11 protein-coding genes and 5 riboswitches are annotated in these 17,751 nt (G+C 37.6%); of the genes, 5 read left to right on the top strand and 6 right to left on the bottom strand.

The window, feature by feature from the left end; all coding sequences use genetic code 11:
- Window positions 1–29 precede the first annotated feature (29 nt).
- Window positions 30–2,678 (bottom strand): EAL domain-containing protein, encoded by a 2,649-nt coding sequence (locus MN086_RS06135; RefSeq protein WP_248575136.1) that lies wholly within the window; start codon window positions 2,676–2,678, stop codon window positions 30–32.
- 203 nt (window positions 2,679–2,881) lie between these two features.
- Complete coding sequence (locus MN086_RS06130) at window positions 2,882–3,349, bottom strand: hypothetical protein (RefSeq protein WP_248575135.1); 468 nt, start codon at window positions 3,347–3,349, stop codon at window positions 2,882–2,884.
- Window positions 3,350–3,612: 263 nt separating this feature from the next.
- A riboswitch (cyclic di-GMP riboswitch) is annotated at window positions 3,613–3,691 on the top strand.
- A gap of 128 nt (window positions 3,692–3,819) precedes the next feature.
- Between MN086_RS06130 and MN086_RS06125 the strand changes: the two genes are divergently transcribed.
- On the top strand, window positions 3,820–4,254 hold the full coding sequence (locus MN086_RS06125; RefSeq protein WP_248575134.1) for a hypothetical protein: 435 nt from the start codon (window positions 3,820–3,822) through the stop codon (window positions 4,252–4,254).
- 284 nt (window positions 4,255–4,538) lie between these two features.
- Here MN086_RS06125 and MN086_RS06120 read toward each other — a convergent pair whose 3' ends face one another.
- Complete coding sequence (locus MN086_RS06120) at window positions 4,539–6,980, bottom strand: multiheme c-type cytochrome (RefSeq protein WP_248575133.1); 2,442 nt, start codon at window positions 6,978–6,980, stop codon at window positions 4,539–4,541.
- Between the two features lie 294 nt (window positions 6,981–7,274).
- On the opposite strand from MN086_RS06120, the gene MN086_RS06115 reads away from it, so the two are divergent.
- From MN086_RS06115 to MN086_RS06100, 4 genes are all read left to right on the top strand, one after another.
- Complete coding sequence (locus tag MN086_RS06115; RefSeq protein ID WP_248575132.1) at window positions 7,275–8,543, top strand: DNA polymerase IV; 1,269 nt, start codon at window positions 7,275–7,277, stop codon at window positions 8,541–8,543.
- A 71-nt stretch (window positions 8,544–8,614) separates the two neighbouring features.
- Complete coding sequence (locus tag MN086_RS06110; RefSeq protein ID WP_248575131.1) at window positions 8,615–10,855, top strand: EAL domain-containing protein; 2,241 nt, start codon at window positions 8,615–8,617, stop codon at window positions 10,853–10,855.
- A 114-nt stretch (window positions 10,856–10,969) separates the two neighbouring features.
- Window positions 10,970–11,047, top strand: a riboswitch (cyclic di-GMP riboswitch).
- Between the two features lie 69 nt (window positions 11,048–11,116).
- A riboswitch (cyclic di-GMP riboswitch) is annotated at window positions 11,117–11,195 on the top strand.
- Between the two features lie 45 nt (window positions 11,196–11,240).
- The gene (locus MN086_RS06105) at window positions 11,241–12,161 is read left to right on the top strand and encodes a DUF4382 domain-containing protein (protein WP_248575130.1); all 921 of its coding nucleotides are present in this window, start codon (window positions 11,241–11,243) and stop codon (window positions 12,159–12,161) included.
- A 172-nt stretch (window positions 12,162–12,333) separates the two neighbouring features.
- Window positions 12,334–12,412: riboswitch (cyclic di-GMP riboswitch) on the top strand.
- Between the two features lie 76 nt (window positions 12,413–12,488).
- Window positions 12,489–12,566, top strand: a riboswitch (cyclic di-GMP riboswitch).
- A gap of 52 nt (window positions 12,567–12,618) precedes the next feature.
- Window positions 12,619–13,467, top strand: coding sequence for a DUF4382 domain-containing protein (locus MN086_RS06100; RefSeq protein WP_248575129.1), 849 nt, complete (start codon window positions 12,619–12,621; stop codon window positions 13,465–13,467).
- Between the two features lie 95 nt (window positions 13,468–13,562).
- Here the strand turns inward: MN086_RS06100 and MN086_RS06095 are convergent, their stop codons facing one another.
- From MN086_RS06095 to MN086_RS06085, 3 genes are all read right to left on the bottom strand, one after another.
- Entirely contained in the window at window positions 13,563–14,147 is a 585-nt protein-coding gene (locus tag MN086_RS06095) for a tetratricopeptide repeat protein (protein ID WP_248575128.1), read from the bottom strand.
- The gene (locus MN086_RS06090) at window positions 14,147–16,777 is read right to left on the bottom strand and encodes a valine--tRNA ligase (RefSeq protein WP_248575127.1); all 2,631 of its coding nucleotides are present in this window, start codon (window positions 16,775–16,777) and stop codon (window positions 14,147–14,149) included. The genes MN086_RS06095 and MN086_RS06090 overlap by 1 nt, the downstream gene beginning before the upstream one ends.
- A gap of 68 nt (window positions 16,778–16,845) precedes the next feature.
- Window positions 16,846–17,718: a TIGR00730 family Rossman fold protein gene (locus MN086_RS06085; protein WP_248575126.1), complete on the bottom strand. Its 873-nt coding sequence runs from the start codon at window positions 17,716–17,718 to the stop codon at window positions 16,846–16,848.
- Between the last annotated feature and the right edge of the window lie 33 nt (window positions 17,719–17,751).

Here is a 17,751-nt window from a genome sequence, read left to right as displayed (position 1 = left end):
TCAATTTTCAATAAAGCTCTCAATAGGAGCTATCTATTATTGTCTAAAAGTATCTCTTGCAGTTCATCTGCTGACATAGGGTAAAAATAGTAGTGTCCCTGGACATATTTACAATTTTTACTTTTTAGAAAATTGATCTGTTCTATCGTCTCTACCCCTTCTGCTATGACCTTAAGGTTGAGACTTCTTGCAAGCACTATGATCGATTTAATAATAGCAATATCCTCTTCATCTTCAGGGATGTCTTCAATAAACGATTTATCGATCTTAAGTCTGTTGATAGGTAGACGTTTTAAAAGGGACAATGAAGAGTATCCTGTTCCGAAGTCATCAATAGAAATATTGATGCCCAGTTTGCTGACCTGTTTGAGTTTATTGATGATCTCCATAGCATTTTTCATCATATGACCTTCTGTAATTTCCAATTCCAGCCACTCTGCTTTAAAACCATAGGTATCCATAGTATGTTGGATTCTATGGATGAAATTAGGCGATTCTAACTGTCTCATCGAAATATTTAATGCGAGTATACCGGGGTCTAAGCCGTCATGATACCATTTTGATACCTGTTTCATCGTGGTATGCATCACCCAGTCATCAATTTCGAGTATCATACCGGTCTCTTCTGCCAAAGCAATAAATTTTTTAGGTGTCAGCAGACCTTTCGCTGGATGTTGCCATCGCAATAGAGCCTCGATCCCTACCAATGTATCGGTAGCGATGTCGACCTGAGGTTGATAGTGTATGATAAACTCTTCATTGTCGATCGCTTGACGTAGACTGGTTTTCAGATGCATTTGTTCCAGTGCATGTGTTGTCATTTCGGGTCGATAGAACTGAAAATTGTTGCGTCCACTCTCTTTTGCCCTGTACATTGCGGTATCTGCATACTTTAAAAGGTCTTTTTCATTGTCTGCATCTTGGGGATAAAGACTGATACCAATACTGCAGGTAATATATAATAGATGCTCGTCAACATGTATGGGTTCTGCAAACATATTTAGAATGGCATGTCCTAGTTTAGATACATCTTCTGAATAGACCACATCTTCCATGATGATGGTAAATTCATCTCCGGCTAAACGGGAAAGTGTATCTTCTTTACGGATAGAACTTTTCAATATGTTCGTGATTGTTGTTAAAACTCTATCTCCTACGTCATGACCCAATGAATCATTGATCTCTTTAAATTTATCCAAATCGATAAAAAAGAGTGCCAACCCTTTCTCTTTCTTCTTCGCTTTTTTGATCCCTTGCTTCAATCTAGTGCTAAACAGTGCTCTGTTGGGCAATCCCGTAAGTGAATCGTGATTGGCCTGGTGATGTAAAACATTTTTTTGTTTTTCTACTTCTTTTTCAGCTTCTGTGCGTTCAAGAATATCTCTGGTTAACTGCTCTTTTGTGATCTCAAGTTCTTCTGTTTTCTTTAACAATTGTTTATTGATCTTAATAAGATCACTTGTTTTTTCCTCTATTTTGGTTTCTAAAAACTTTTCATTGTTCTTTCGTGCTTTTAAAAGTTGCTTTTGTCTGTGTATTTTCTGAAGATTCAGTTCATTATACTTGTTAGTCAATATCAGTGTAAAGAAGAGGATCTCTATAAAAGAACCTGCAAGAAAAGCGTATCTGTGTATGTCTGTATTGTCCAATAGACCGTTAAAGGTTAAAGTCATCATGCCCATTGCAGGCATATAGATAATAAGGGCAATGAGATAGTATCTGGCACCTATCAGACCTTGATACAGGGCTTTGATTGCAACTGCAAGGAGGAGGGTAAAGAACAGTGAGGAATAAAGGTTAAATGCTAAACAGGCATAAGGTACATCTTGTGATATGAGCAGTGCAAAAAGTAAAAAAAGACCTGCCGATACGTTAAAGATCCTATTAATCATTGGCATACGTGTTCGTAATTCCAAAAAACGGCCTGAGAAGAGTACCAGAAACAATACTACGATCGTACCTACAACATGCAGACCCTGACTCCATCCAGACAAACCGAACTCTAAGTAAAACCCACTTTTCATCGCTATAAAAACAATAAAGGAGAGTATATATGCGATGTAGTAAGCAAAGATACGATTTTTAATGACGATCAGATTATACAGACTGAACAGGACTATGATGAATAAGATACACGCATAGATAATGTAGATGTCAGTGATATCAATACGGTTGGGTCTAAAAAACTCTTCTTCCGTGAATATCTTAAATTCCCCTATATGTCCCGAATGTGTCTGACCTTTTATATAATATGTCTTACTTTCACCCGGTGAGATATGTAGTTTATAGGATGGGTTGTAATCTTCAATACTTCTTTCTTTAAGGCTTGCATTAAGACCATTCTTCTGTATATCCCATGCATCATTGTTTTTTGTATAGAGATCTAACATGGACCAAAAAGGTTCTGTAAAGTAAAGCACATAATCTTCACTGTCACCATGGTTGGTCACATTGAGTTTTATCCATGCTGTTCCTGTATAATAACCCTGAGAAAACTGGTTGGGTATAACCTGTGTAAAATCCATCTTCTCGATATCATTAATATCAAGTGTGCTGCTTTCATCATAAAAGTAGTAAAGTGTAAAGCGGTCATATTTTTCAGTTTTATTTGTCAGTGTGACTGTGGCATAGGATGTCACTGCAGATAAAAGTAATAAAACGAATATTTTTCTAAACATGTTATCCAGCTATGTATATGTATATGTTAATGAAAGCCCTTAAATGATTATTTTAAATTATAATAGTTTATTCTTAACTTTAATGTATATGTGGTGAAGTGTGAAAAGATATTTAGTAGTTTTTCATAGAATCGTATGTCAATATATAAGAGATGCCCAGAAATAAAAGTGTCATAGAGAAGGCGCAGATTCCCTAGAACGTCTTATACTTCTCTTTTTTCTTTTCTTCTCTCTTTTCCATTGAATGTTGTGGATGATAGGTCTCTAAAGTCATTGTGGAGACTCACACCTGCCATTTTTTCAAATTCTTCAAAATCAGCATATAATACGGTGAATGAAATTTCTGTGACATGCACCATGTTCCAATTTTCGGCAAACACCTCTTTTTGAAATGCAACATGAACAGATGTAGGATGATTCTTTTCAGCATTAAAGTCTTTTTTCTTTTTACTGGCGTAAGTGTACCTTTTAAACATTGGTACCAGTTTCAGTTCTTTGATCTGGTCTATCTTTTCCTGCTTTGCTTTGGCAATGGCATCTCTATCAGCATTTTCATCTTCCAAGCCAAAATATCTACCTGTGAGCACTCTGTTGAACGTTCTTCCAGGAGGATTTGGAACATCAGGCTGTTCTTTTTTCTTACCAAACAGTTTTTTAATCATCTCTATCATACAGCTCCCTTCCTTCTTGATATTATACAATATATTATAAAGAATAGGAATAGGTGTCTATTTTTTTAAAAAATAATAAGGGCAAGTGTAGATATGAAATATATTTGCATTGTACCCAGATGATAGTGTGATCAATAGTGTAAAAATAACAGATTTTAAATATAATGATTTACTTTGTGACTGCCCTTGGTACTTGTATCGTATGTAAGAGTTGTTTAATTAAATATCCAATATAATCAATGACGAAAAGCTATTTTTAATATCATTGAATGGGCCAAACTTGTTGTGAAGCAGGGACGGAAAACTATGGGTCTTGTAGATCAAGATCGCCAGGTTGCTACATACTGATAGATATCTGTTATGTATACATTTTTCTTTCCTTTTTATTCTAACAAAAACGGATATATCAAATAATGCATTACATTTTAAGAGAGTTTTTAAAGGTGCAATACCTACATTAGAGGATAATCATGTACGTAAGAGAAGAGACGATAGAAGAAGAAAATTTAGACTGGGGTGAGCTTACTGAAGCATCAAAAGAGAATCAAGATAAACTTTTAGAGGATATGAAAGAGGAAGCTGCTAAAGATCCTTCTTCTAAGCAAAAGACAATACTTTTGAATAACCGTGACAACAGTATAAATACGGCTCCTAGGTCCACACTAAAAAATGAATTGTCTGACCTTTTCAAACAAAATGCCGAAATTTCATTACTTTTGGGTATTGTCTTTGTCCCTTACATACTGGGGTTTGCGATTAGCTATTTTTTATTTTACTTCTATGGCGGTATGTCGATCAGTAACTTTCTTGGTGTACAGGAAGTGCCTACTATCATTGAGTTATGGTCCATCGGTGCGTATTTGTTGATAACTGTCGGCACTGTTTTGGCTTTTTTTATTCCGTAGTTAAACCTAGACATACGTAAAGATATAGGTGTTTCACCTTTACTTTTTTAGTTCTTACATGTCTAAATCAAAATCTTTTAACTCCACTTTATTTTATAAATAAAAATTTCTAGAAATATTATCAATTAATTGATCTAATTGAATTAGATTATCAGTAGTAGTTTCAAATAGAATTTTATGTGAAAGAATTAAAAAAAATGATTGTTAAGAAGTCTCTGTCTGATATATGAGAGAGTTTATATGGATAAAACAGCATCTCCTTTTAGGAGATACTGTATTTATATTTATATCGGAGCGTCAGTAACAGTCACTGTTTCAGTATGACTGTCCATTTCTCTAATAATAAATTTCTTAGCTTCATTTACTACAGGGTCAAGCCATCCATCTTGAGCTTCAGGGAATTGACCATTAGCACCTTTTAGCATGTAATAGACTTTAAATGTAACTGAATAGTCTCCAGCGGCTAATCCATTATAGTTAATTGTATATTCTTCACGTTCATTTGGTTGTAGACGGTTATCATACTGATCAGGTACTATATTTGAATCAAAACCAGGTCTTACGATATATGCAGCGCCTGGAGTCGAAGGACTTGTAGGTGCACCAGTTGTAAGATCGAAGTATTTACCTGTTTGTCTACCATAAATTCGAGTGAATCTACTATCATATTCTGTAAGATCAATGATCGCAGCATTAAATACATTACCTTTAATGACATTTGTATCTGTTACAATTTGATTTTTAACAGTACCATCAACGCCAATTAGGATAGGTTTTGAACCATTGAAGTCTTGAGAATAAACTTCAGTATTAACTAATTCATCTGCCTTACCTTGGTATGAGATAACTCTATCTGAATTGTACCAAACATCAACTACTGCATCACCATGCTCACTGATAGTATCTGTTGCATCACCTGTGACAACATTGTTAGAAATATCACCATATTTAGATGTTGCATGCGCAATAGAGACATTTTGCTCAACTCCATTACTGTCAGTTACGATAACTCGAGTTAGTACACGACGCATTGGATGTGCTCCTGGGAACATATGAGCAGTTTTGTTACGTAGTACAGTCTTGACTTGTAGACCACCATTCCCTTTATCTTCAACTATAAGTGAAGAGTCAAACCCACTTTGGAACTTAGCTCCAGAGTTAGGTGCGCCAAGTTTATTACCTCCAACAAATGCGTGATCATTCATCCATTTATCTCTAACTGGGTTATCGATAGCAGTCATGTCATCTGGGTCAAAACTTGGTGTTAATGCTGTTTTATTATTTGCAGCCATGAACTCCTGTGTGAAAAGTGTAGTTGGTTTAGCCCATTGGTGTAGTACAAACTCTTCATCAACACGTGGCATATGACACTTTTGACATTTCGGAGAGTAGACAGAATCATTTGCATTTGTATCATCTCCATTACTTACTGCAGTCCATGTTGTACAAAGCTCCATAAACTCTGCTGGGTTTGTTCCTGGAACAATTGCTCCTGCAGAACGTTGGTGACAACTTAAACAAAGTGCTTTTCCATTATTGCCAAAGTGATTGTTCTCCTCTTTGTCATAATATGGATTTACTTGTGCACTACGGTTCGTGTCATCATCAGCATTTGAATTATCAAGACCAGTTACTCCAAATGGTCCATAGAATGGTCCTCCTGTATAATGTGTTTTACCACCATTTGTACTATTGTCTTCATCTATTCCACGGAATGTGTAACGTCCATCAGCTTTTTTATTTACATCATATTCTGATGTTTCATGTGGTGAATTCGCAACATCTGCATACTTTTCTGGACCTACTAGCTTGAAGAAGATATTCATATCTCTTTCAGAGGCATCAGGAGAATAACCTAAAGGATTAATAGCTTCTTGTACAATTGGCCCAATCACATTACCTCTCATGTCTGCAGCTAAAGTATAAATACCCCCATCTCCACCAGTACCAACTACACCATCTTTAATATATGTTTCATCTGTCATCATACGAACTGTTTCAATACTGTGACATGTGGCACAGCTAATTCCCTCGCGATTGTTTTCATGACCAATATGATATGTTGCAGAATATAGTTTTTTATCTTTACCTATTGAAACAACAGTTGTTGGTTCATGAGGTGTATATGATGGATTTGGATTTCCTAAAGCATCACTAACTGTATTATTTTCAAGTGCATCTTTCAAAGATGCCCATTCAGTTTTATTAAGATCTGTATAATTAACACCAGTAATTTCTGAAACTGTAAGATTGTAGTCATTAGAATAAATGGCAGCAGGTGCATGACATTTTGCACATGTTTTACCAACTTTACCAAGTGTTCCAGTTGTGTAGTTTACATCATCAGCTATATTTTGAGCACCTATTTTAGCAATATGTGTTCTCAAGAAATCCTGATGTTTTGATTGGAATATCTTGTCACTCCATGATTTTGAGTGCATAGATGTTTTCCATGAATCAAAAAGTTCATTATGACAATGCTGACATTTATCTACAGCAGTGTCAAAGAGTGTATGTTGATATCCTTGACCAGCTAATACTTCTGCATCACCTGGGTTTATTGCAGCTGTACGTGTACTACCATCAGTGCCAGTATAGGTTATCTCCGTTGCTGGTGCACTATCTGTTGTTACCGTGGATGTGCTGCTGCCACCACCACATCCGCTTAATGAAAACATAATACCTGTACCCAGCACAAGCATTAATGATTTAACATTTAACTTCATTCTTCTTCCTTTTAGTCTAATGTTGTTAAGACACTGAGTGTCCACCATTAGATATTAGTATTCTAATATCTCCCCCTATGGATTGTTATAAAACAATCCATTTTAATTTTATTGTATAAGTGTTAAGTGAGTGTTAAGTAAAACTTTATCTTATGATAAATTATATTGAACAAGTAGTGTTGTTGCATTAATCTTATCATTATAAAGAACAAGTATGACAATATGTCATATATTTGAAGATGAATTTTTACGATCGATATAATTGAGATATATATTTTTATGGAGGCTGAACCTTTGTTTTTGCATATCGATATAGACAGTTTCTTTGCTTCTGCTGAACGGAGTGTGGACCATAAACTCAAAGGTATACCTATGTGTGTCGGATCTCGCAGTAATCTTGAGATATTTAACAAAAAACGTACTCATATAAGGCTTATGAATGACAACTCTGGTGCTTTTGTAGCACCTGTGTTCTACAATGATAAAAAGAAAACATTCGCGTCTTACTTTGTAGATGAGATTGAAGGAAAGAAAAAGATACGGGGCATCGTGACCACTGCAAGTTATGAGGCCAGGGTATACGGAGTGAAGACAGCCATGCCCATTTCTCAGGCCTTACAGCTTTGTCCCCAGTTAACGGTGGTGCCTTCTAATTATCCGCTCTATCACAAACTCTCTCATAAGATACATGCATTTATATTTGCACATATACCTCAGGTAGAGCAGTACAGCATCGATGAGTTTTTCGGAGATGTCAGCGGATGGAAGAAAGATGAAGAGGTGTATGCTTTTGCTCAAGAGTTACAGGCAAAGATACTGGAAGATTTTGACATTCCTGTTTCTATAGGCATTGCAAAAGCAAAATGGATCGCTAAATTGGCAACAGAATCCGCCAAGCCTTACGGTGTGTATGAGGTGAAAGATATAGATGCCTATATAGAAAAGATTCCTATCAAAGAGTTTCCGGGTATAGGAAAAGGATTTCAAAAGAGGCTTGAAGCACATTATATCTCTACACTGGGTGATATAAAACGGCATAAAACACTTTTTGCATCATGGAAAAAACCCGGCATTCAACTTTACAGACGTGTGACAGGAACAGACAATGAAGGTATCAGCAGCAGAGGGGAGAGGAAGTCCATAGGTATCAGCCGTACGTTTGATGCTATACATGACCGTGATGAGATAAAGAGACGTATTATGATCATGGCAAGGCATATTATCTATATGGTGATGGCAATGGAGGTGAACCCTACAAGCTATTATATGAAGATAGGGTATGAATATGGTACCAAAGTAAAAAAGACTTTGACGGTAGATAGAGTATTCTCTGAAACACTTTTTAAGTCCATGCTTTCAGAGATGTATGAAGAGATAGTCCAGCCCAATAAAGGGGCCATAAAACTGACATTGAATGTTTCAAATTTTGCTTCACTCAACCTCAAGACACTTTCATTGATAGACTTTAATGAAGACAGCAAAGCAAAACAGTTACATCAGAATATACATGCGTTAAGAGCACGTTTTGGGCTGGATATCATTAAAACAGGAAATGAATTTTAAAATAGCATAAAATATACTCAAGTTGTTAGGGTTTCATGCTACAATGCTGTATGAATTTAAAAAGATTATTCTTGTCAATAAAAGAGCTTCAAACGGTTGATGACTCTGTGATCATCGCACTCTATACACTTTCAACCAGAGCACTCCTGGTTATTATATTGTTAGCTATTTTAATCATGATCGCTTTATACCCAATACTTGATGGAACTATTCTGGCATGGGCACTGAGTTTGATGCTTTTGATGGGATATAGACTTTATTCTGCCTATAGCTTTAAACATAATCCTAAAAAATACTCTATGGCCTTATGGTATAAGAAATTTGTCTTTAATGCCATATTGACTGCACTTATTTTCTCAACATTAGGTTTTATTTTTATCCATCAGGTGGATCACTACTATCAACTTTATATCGTTGCAGTGCTCGTAGGCCTCTCTTTAGGTTCTACAGTCTCTTTATCGGTAGATGCACGGCTGAACATCATGTATTCAGCTATTCTTTTACTGCCTCTTATTTCTACTATGGCATTTCTTTATGATACACCTTTGCATATCGTACTTACAATTTCATTGATCCTGTATTTTCTTGCACAAGTGATCAATCTCTATAATATGTATCAACAAAAAAATGCTTTTAATGTCTTGCAATCGGAACATATGCTTTTAAACAGTCTCTTTAAAAATGCACCGCTTGGTATCTTTACCTATGATAAAGATCTAAAGGTATTGGAGTGTAATGAACAGTTAAATAAACTATTTGAATATGATCAAGGTGAACTCATAGGAATGGATCTTCATCTGCTTCCGGACAGAGATATAGTAAAAGTATTAGAAAGGGCCATTACTGAGGGTACAGAGTCCTATGAAGGTCCTTATATATCTCTTAAGAACAAGTCGTTTTGGATAGATGCAAAAATGTTTTCTTTTACTGACTTGGATAATAATATTTTGGGCGGCGTAGGTATGATAGAGGATAAAACGAATGAACATGTTGCCTTAACAGAACTTGAATATATGGTGCAGCATGATGTACTTACCGGTTTGTTTAACCGTAGAGGTTTTAGGAACTATATTGAGCAGCTTGTAACGAGTGTAGAACATCAAACGCATTTTTCCATACTTTTTTATCTTGACCTTAATCAGTTTAAAAGCATTAATGACTCTTTGGGGCATCAAGTTGGGGATGATGTATTGCTTGCGGTTTCAAAACGTTTGACCTATCTTTTAGGAGATGATCGTATGGTAAGCAGATTAGGGGGAGATGAGTTTATCGTTATCATTCCACATGTATCAGAAGATAAAAATATAGCACATAAAGAAGCTGAAGAGTTTTCCCGTGAGATACAGGATCTGTTCATAGAACCATTTATTATACAAGAGATGCATTTACATATCAAATCAAGTATAGGAATTGTTCTTATGGAACCTACTTATACAAATACCGACGAGATCATAAGATATGCTGATCTCTCTATGTATCAGGCAAAGATAGAGAATGGACATGTTGCATATTATGATTCATCTTTGGATAAACAACAAAAAGAGCTCTTTATACTTCAGCATGATCTGGCCTATGCAGTCAAAAAAGATCAGTTGGGTCTTATGTATCAACCCGTAGTTTCTATTGATGGTAATGTCGTGAGTTCTGCTGAAGCACTTATACGTTGGGAACATCCGACTAGAGGATTCTTGTCACCACAGGATTTTATACCATTGGCCATTAAAGCGGGACTACTTTCACATATTACATGGTGGGTTCTTGACAATGTATGTCAGCATATATCTCAGTGGAAAAAAGAGAATAGATGGAACCTTGAGTATATTTCGATGAATGTCAATGCACAGCAATTTGTAGAACATGATTTTGCTAGAGAATTCCTGAAAAAGTTAGCAGAGTATGGACTGAAGACTCAAGACATTATGATAGAGATCACAGAAAGATCACTGATCGATAATTTTGATAATACTGAAGATGTCATTAATGAATTACGTAGAGAAGGAGTTAGATGTGCCATTGATGATTTTGGTATAGGCTACTCTTCTTTATCTTATCTCAAGAAGCTTTCATTCCATACATTGAAAATAGATAAAGAATTTATAAAAAATATAGAAACCGCCCCTAAAGAAGTACATCTTATTTCAAGTATCTTGGATATAGGACGACAATTCGACTATAACATTGTTATAGAAGGTATTGAAAATGCACATCAACAAGAGATGCTTAAAGAACTAGATCCAAAACTTAGGTATCAAGGGTATCATTTCTCCAAAGCTGTTGATGCAGAAGAATTTACTGAACAATTTTTAAAATAGTTACTGAAATTCTTAGATTTTTATCTCCATTTCATAATTTAGATCATTAAAGATGTATCTAATTTTTCATTATATATAATGGTCATGTTATATAGGAAAGAGATTCTTAAATATTATTTGTTGTGCCAAACTTGTTGTGAAGCAAGGACGGAAAGCCATGGGTCTTAGCTCTAAGATCGCCAGGTTGCCAAATAACAATACCCGTGTATTGTTGTGCTTTTTCTACTTGTGCTGCCTGCAAATTCTATTTAATTCAAACTTATTTTGTTGTGCCAAACTTGTTGTGAAGCAAGGACGGAAAGCTATGGGTCTTCAATAGGAAGATCGCCAGGCTGCCAAAATGAATTTACTTCTTTTGTGCAACATCCAATTAAAAAGGATATTTATGAAAAGATTTCACACTCTGATCGGTATACTTCTATCGTTCACACTTATGACACTCATCTCCGGATGTGGAAGTGATATCATTAATGATACTACTGATAGTACCGCCAGTACAGGGACAGTTGCTCTACGTCTTACAGATGCACCTACGGATGATAAAAACGTAAAAGGTGTGTATGTTACTTTTGATGCGATACGTTACCAATATGCAGATAGCAGTGAGGGGTGGAAAGATGTGGACCTGAATGAATCAAGAACCATTAATTTACTTGATCTGCAAGACGGAAACACGACACTTTTAAATAAAGTTGAGTTACCAGCAGGAGAGATAGATCATGTACGTTTTGTAATCAACACAAATGAGTGTTATGTTGATCTGGTAGTCGGAGGTATGCAACCTTTAGAAGTTCCAAGCGGTGATCAAACAGGATACAAAGCAATCGGAGGATTTACGATACCAGCAGGTGGAACGGTGAATGTTACAGCAGACTTTGATGTAAGAAAATCTGTGACTGTGACCGGAAATGTTAAGAAGAATGTAAACGTTACCTATAAGTTAAATCCTACTATCAAGATCATTGATAATATAGAAGTAGGTGAGATCAATGGTACAATGACATTGAATCTAGATGAAAATGTTTCATCTGTAATTGTTTATGCTTATGAAGATGGAAGCTGGGATTCTAATGAATCAAATGCAACCAATAATTTTGGGAAAGCAATTTTAAGTACGGATGCTACAGATGGAAGCTATACGTTGCCATGGCTCACTATAGGTACATATGATCTTGTAGTCACTTCACAGGATGTTAATGGTACATTTAAAGACATCTTAGGATACTTGAATGATATCGTTGTATTGCCAGGTGAAACAACAACGCAAGATATTACGGACGAAACAATATTAACTACACTCCCTTAGGCAGACAATCCCCACTTGTTAAAAGTGGGGAATTCAATAAATAGATCTTGATCTACACCACATGATACTTTCAGGTATATCTTCATTCGTATCTTTCCCTACTCAAGAGCTATTTAATCAATTATCTTATATAATAAGCACGTTTTATACGTTTAAGAGATATTTTAAATACTATTTGTTGTGCCAAACTTGTTGTGAAGCAAGGACGGAAAGCCATGGGTCTTATGAAGTAAGATCGCCAGGTTGCCAAATACCATACGAGTGTATGATGTACGATGCTGTCTTTTCTCTACCTGTTTTAACTTCAAATATTATTTATTCAACCCTATTTTGTTGTGCCAAACTTGCTGTGAAGCAAGGACGGAAAGTCATGGGTCTTAACACTAAGATCGCCAGACTACCAAAATGAATTTATTTCTTTTGTGAAACTGCAACATTCAATGACACAAGGATATTTATGAAAAGATTTCACACTCTGATCGGTATGATAGTATCGTTCACACTTATGACATTTATTACAGGATGTGGCGGCGGTAGCACATCAGATATTACTTCAGGAACAGCGACAATGAACATCACGGATGCACCGGTTGATGATGAGAATGTACTGGGTGTACATGTAGCTTTTGATGCAGTACACTATAAACCTGCAGGATCTCAGTGGGTGGTAGAAGAGCTTAATGAAACCAGAGTGATCAACCTTCTTGACCTACAAGATGGAAATAGTACACTGCTTACAGCTCAGACTGAACTCCCTGTTGGTAGAATCAATCAAATACGTTTTATCATTAATCCAGCTAAAACATTTATTGAATTGGCAGGAGATATTAACGAAACATTGACTGTTCCTAGTCAGATAGAAAAAGTTGTAGGTGGGTTTGTTGTTCCTGCAGGTGGAGATATCAATATTACTGCAGATTTTGATCTAAGAAAATCACTTGTACTTGAAAATAAAGGATATAAACTCAAACCAACTATCAAGATCGTTGATAACTCTCAAGTAGGTGAAGTATCCGGAACAGTAGCTAATGTTGACGGAAACACTACAGTAATTGTCTATGCTTATGCGAATGACACTTTTATTGAAGCTGATGAGAAAGCAAATGATTTCGCTAATGCAGCAACAAGCAGTGATGCAACGGATGGTAAGTATACATTGGCATGGTTGGCTGCTGGTACATACGACCTTGTTGTAGTAGAGTTTGATGTGAATGGTGAAAACCCAATTGTGCTTGGTACTGTTCAAGATGTTGTTATAACAGAAAACGTAAAAGAAACTCAGGATATAGATATCCAAGCTCTATAATATGACTATGCAGGGTGCTTAAGCATCCTGCATAAATAATGTATAAATTTTTCTTCGATATATTTTTTATGAAAGTAGTAAGAATTGATGGTGATCTAAAAAACGATCTGCCCGTCCTGCTGCATACGTTTAATGATACCTTTTGCCATCTCATGGCCTTGATAGGCAGCTTTTCTACACCACTCTATGGCTTTTTCTTTGTCCTCTTCACAGCCTAATCCCATATCATAAAGTGCACCAAGATTAAACTGGGCTTTGGCATTACCCGCCTGTGCTGCTTTATGGAAGAGTATGAATGCTTTTTTGTAATCCTGGTAGACACCACGGCCCTCTTTGTACATGGCACCCAAATTGTTAAAGGCATCTATGTTGCCTCTTTTTGCCGCTTCTTCATACCAGAAGGCTGCTTCTGACTCATTTTTTTCACAGCCTTCTCCATTTTCCAACATCAATGCTACTTCAAATTGTGCCAAAGGGACTTCTCTGGTTGCAGAATCGAGGTAGTAGTCAAAGGCTTTTTTCGTGTCCTGATTTACGCCAAGACCTCTAAAATAGAGGTACCCCAGGTAATAGTAGGAGACAGGGTCTTTCTGTTTTTCCAAAGCAGTGTAGAGTTCAAGAGCCTTATCGTATTCTTTTGCGAGTAATGCGTTGTACGCTTCTTGTGCTAGAGGAGTCATTATGCACCAAACCCTGTAAGTTCATTTTGAACTTTTTCCATTTTGGCCTCTGCATCCTCTAACGCTTTTTTGTTCTCTGTAATGACATGTTCCGGTGCATTGGCCACGAATTTTTCATTATTGAGCATACCACTGAGTTTTTGTATCTCTTTCTCCAGTTTCTCTTTTTGTTTACTGAGCTTGCCGATAATCGCACTCAAGTCGATCTCTTCAGTCGGAATATAGACTTCAAGGTTATCCGATACATCTGTTACCGAATTTTCTACTTTTGCATCTACAAATTCGATCTCTTCTACCTTTGCCAGTTTCTGGATAAACGGCTTTGCCACATCCGTATCGATATTTGTTCCAAGTTTTACATACGCTTTGGCGATCTTTGAGTTACCCATATCGATAATGACTTTGGCTCTTCTTATCGCAGTGATGGCCTCTTCGATGATAGCAAACGTCGCTTCGGCATTCGCATCTTGTTGAACCTCTTTCGGGAAGTTCATCACCATCACTGAGTTACCGCTTTCCAGCTCAGTACCGGAAAGTTTATGGTAGAGATACTCAGAGATGAACGGCATGAAAGGAGAGACCATCTTAAGCGTCTCTTTGAAGATCGCACCAAGTTCTGCGATAGACTCCTTACTTGCTTTAGAGTACTCGATACCCCAGTCACAGAATTCATTCCAAACAAAACGGTAGAGTGCAGTTGCTGCTTCGTTGAATTTATAGGTTTCCAGCGTTTCACGTACCTCTTCCACTGCACGAGAGAGACGGCTTTGCATATATTTACCAAGCGGCGTAGTGATCTCTATATCTTTCAGGTCAGCAAACGTATCTACATTCATCTGCAGAAAATTACTCGCATTATAGAGCTTGTTGGTAAAGTTCCTGAACTGTTCAAGGTTCTTTGCACCAAGCTTAATATCACGTCCCTGTACTGCAAGGAATGCCAGTGTAAACCTGATAATATCCGCAGAGTGCTCTTCAACCATATCAAGCGGGTCAATAACGTTACCTTTGGACTTACTCATCTTGGCTCCATGTTCATCACGAACAAGCGCATGCATATAGATATCTTTGAACGGAAGCTCACCTCTGAAGTGTTCCCCCATCATCATCATACGCGCTACCCAGAAAAACATGATATCAAACCCTGTGATCAGTAGCGAGTTCGGGTAGAAGTCAGCCAGGTCACTGTCGTTGTATGTTCCTTCCATCTTACCGTTATTCCCCCAGCCAAGTGGAGAGAAGGCCCAAAGTGCAGAAGAGAACCACGTATCCAGTACATCAGGGTCCTGGTGGATCTCTGTGCTTGAACAGTGAGGGCATGCTTCCGGGTTGTCGTGTTTGTCAGCCCACTGATGACCGCATGCATCACAGTAAAATACAGGGATACGATGTCCCCACCAAAGCTGTCTTGAGATACACCAGTCTCTTAGCTCATCCATCCATGCTCTGTAAGAGTTAAGCCAGTGAGGAGGATGGAACTGTGCTTCTCCCGCATAGGTCTTTTCGATAGATTTCTTAGCGACTTCACTTCTAACGAACCACTGTTTGGAGATGTATGGTTCCACGATATTCTTACATCTGTAGCAGTGTCCTACCTGGTGTTGGTGATCTTCGATCTTGACGATGTAGCCTTCCGCTTCCAGTTTTTCTACGATCGGTTTTCTTGCTTCAAGTCTCTCCATGCCTGCAAAATCACCGCAGTATTCGTTGAGGATACCTTTTTCATCAAAGACCGTAATGAATTCCAGGTCATGACGTTTACCTACTTCGTAATCATTCTGGTCGTGTGCAGGGGTTACTTTTACGATACCTGTACCAAACTCCATATCAACATGCGCATCAGCAATGATCTTTATCTTTCTATCAGTAAGCGGTAGGATCACCTCTTTACCGATGATCTCTTTATAGCGTTCATCATCAGGGTGAACCATGATAGCCGTATCACCAAAATAGGTTTCAGGTCTAGTTGTTGCTACGGTCACATGTCCGCTTCCATCAGCAAAATGGTAGTTCATATGATAAAACTTACCGTTTACCTCTTCGTGCTCCACTTCGATGTCCGAGAGTGCACCGTCATGTGTACACCAGTTGACCATATAGTTATTCTGTACGATCATACCTTCGTTATAAAGGTGTACAAATGCTTCTTTTACCGCCTCTTTAAGACCTTCATCCATGGTGAAACGCTCTCTGCTCCAAGCAGGTGAAACCCCAAGCTTTCTCATCTGGTGAACGATCGTACCGCCTGAGTACTCTTTCCACTTCCATACTCTCTCAAGGAAAGCTTCTCTACCCAGTGCCTCTTTGGTCGTTCCTTCTGCCAAGAGTTGTTTCTCTACGACATTTTGTGTTGCGATACCGGCATGGTCGGTCCCCGGTTGCCAGAGTGTTTTAAATCCATCCATACGCTTGTAACGGGTAATGATGTCCTGAAGTGTAAATGTTAATGCGTGACCGATATGCAGACTTCCTGTGACATTTGGTGGCGGCATCATGATTGCAAAGTTTTTGCCTTCTTCTTGGATCGTTTTGTTTCCGTCTATTTCAAAATATCCGCGCTCTTCCCAGATCTTGTAGTATGTATCTTCAGTGGCTTTAGGATCGTAGCCTTTTTTAGTCGTTTCGCTCATTTTTTGTCCATCATAAATAGTATTGCCGCGATTATAGCGTAATGGTGCTTTTTGTTTTATGGGCGTGTTTAAAAGAGAGGGGTTTTATTTTTCTTGTGCCATTGGATGATGGCTTTCCATGCTTCTTCTGCATTATCAACATACGTTACGATATCCAGATCATGAGGCTCAATGGCATCCTCCTCGAGTAAAAATTCAAAATCGATCATGCGGTTCCAGTACTCTTTGCCAAGTAGAATAATAGGAATAGGGGGTGTTTTTTTTGTTTGTATTAGGGTCAATACTTCGAAGAGTTCATCCATGGTACCAAATCCGCCGGGAAAGACAACCAGTGCTTTGGCCCGCTGCATGAAGTGGAGTTTACGCATAGCAAAATATCGAAACTGGAAACAGAGTTCGGGTGTGATATATGGGTTGGGGAACTGTTCATGCGAAAGTTCGATATTGAGACCTATGGATTTGGCACCTACATCGGATGCTCCACGGTTGGCTGCTTCCATAATACCCGGTCCGCCTCCTGTCATCAAGGTGACGTGTGCATCTTCCGGATTTTTACCACTTTGACCTACCAGTTGGCCAAAATTTCGAGCCTCATCATAGTAAACACTTTTTCTTACCATGCTTTCTGCTTTTTTAAGTGCAAGAAGAAGTGAGTCTGAATGCGGTGAACTCTCCAACTCTTTTTCTATTTTTTTGAGTTCTTTCATTGCCGTATCGAACTCAACAATGCGTGCACTGCCAAAGACAACGATCGTATGGTCTACACCTTGCTTTTGCATCTTGACCTCTGCTTTGAGATAGTCAAGCTGAAGTCTTACGCCTCTGGCCTCATCAGAATAGATAAAATTTTTATCTTCCTCGGCAATTTCATAGGATGCATCGTTGATGATTGCTTTGATCTGTTTTAATGTGTCAGAATAATCATTGGACTTTTTTTTCATACAGGTACCTCTATGATTATTATACATATTTTT

The organism is Sulfurovum sp. XGS-02, assembly GCF_023213175.1.
GTDB lineage: Bacteria > Campylobacterota > Campylobacteria > Campylobacterales > Sulfurovaceae > Sulfurovum.
The sequence above is the reverse complement of the archived record's forward strand: the minus strand, read 5'-3'. Positions and strand labels throughout refer to the sequence as shown.

Excerpts from the sequence above, each read along its gene's own strand:
- MN086_RS06105 (WP_248575130.1), top strand. The coding sequence starts at position 11,241 with ATGAAAAGATTTCACACTCTGATCGGTATACTTCTATCGTTCACACTT.
- MN086_RS06085 (WP_248575126.1), bottom strand. The coding sequence starts at position 17,718 with ATGAAAAAAAAGTCCAATGATTATTCTGACACATTAAAACAGATCAAA.
- MN086_RS06125 (WP_248575134.1), top strand. The coding sequence starts at position 3,820 with ATGTACGTAAGAGAAGAGACGATAGAAGAAGAAAATTTAGACTGGGGT.
- MN086_RS06120 (WP_248575133.1), bottom strand. The coding sequence starts at position 6,980 with ATGAAGTTAAATGTTAAATCATTAATGCTTGTGCTGGGTACAGGTATT.
- MN086_RS06090 (WP_248575127.1), bottom strand. The coding sequence starts at position 16,777 with ATGAGCGAAACGACTAAAAAAGGCTACGATCCTAAAGCCACTGAAGAT.
- MN086_RS06135 (WP_248575136.1), bottom strand. The coding sequence starts at position 2,678 with ATGTTTAGAAAAATATTCGTTTTATTACTTTTATCTGCAGTGACATCC.
- MN086_RS06095 (WP_248575128.1), bottom strand. The coding sequence starts at position 14,147 with ATGACTCCTCTAGCACAAGAAGCGTACAACGCATTACTCGCAAAAGAA.
- MN086_RS06130 (WP_248575135.1), bottom strand. The coding sequence starts at position 3,349 with ATGATAGAGATGATTAAAAAACTGTTTGGTAAGAAAAAAGAACAGCCT.
- MN086_RS06100 (WP_248575129.1), top strand. The coding sequence starts at position 12,619 with ATGAAAAGATTTCACACTCTGATCGGTATGATAGTATCGTTCACACTT.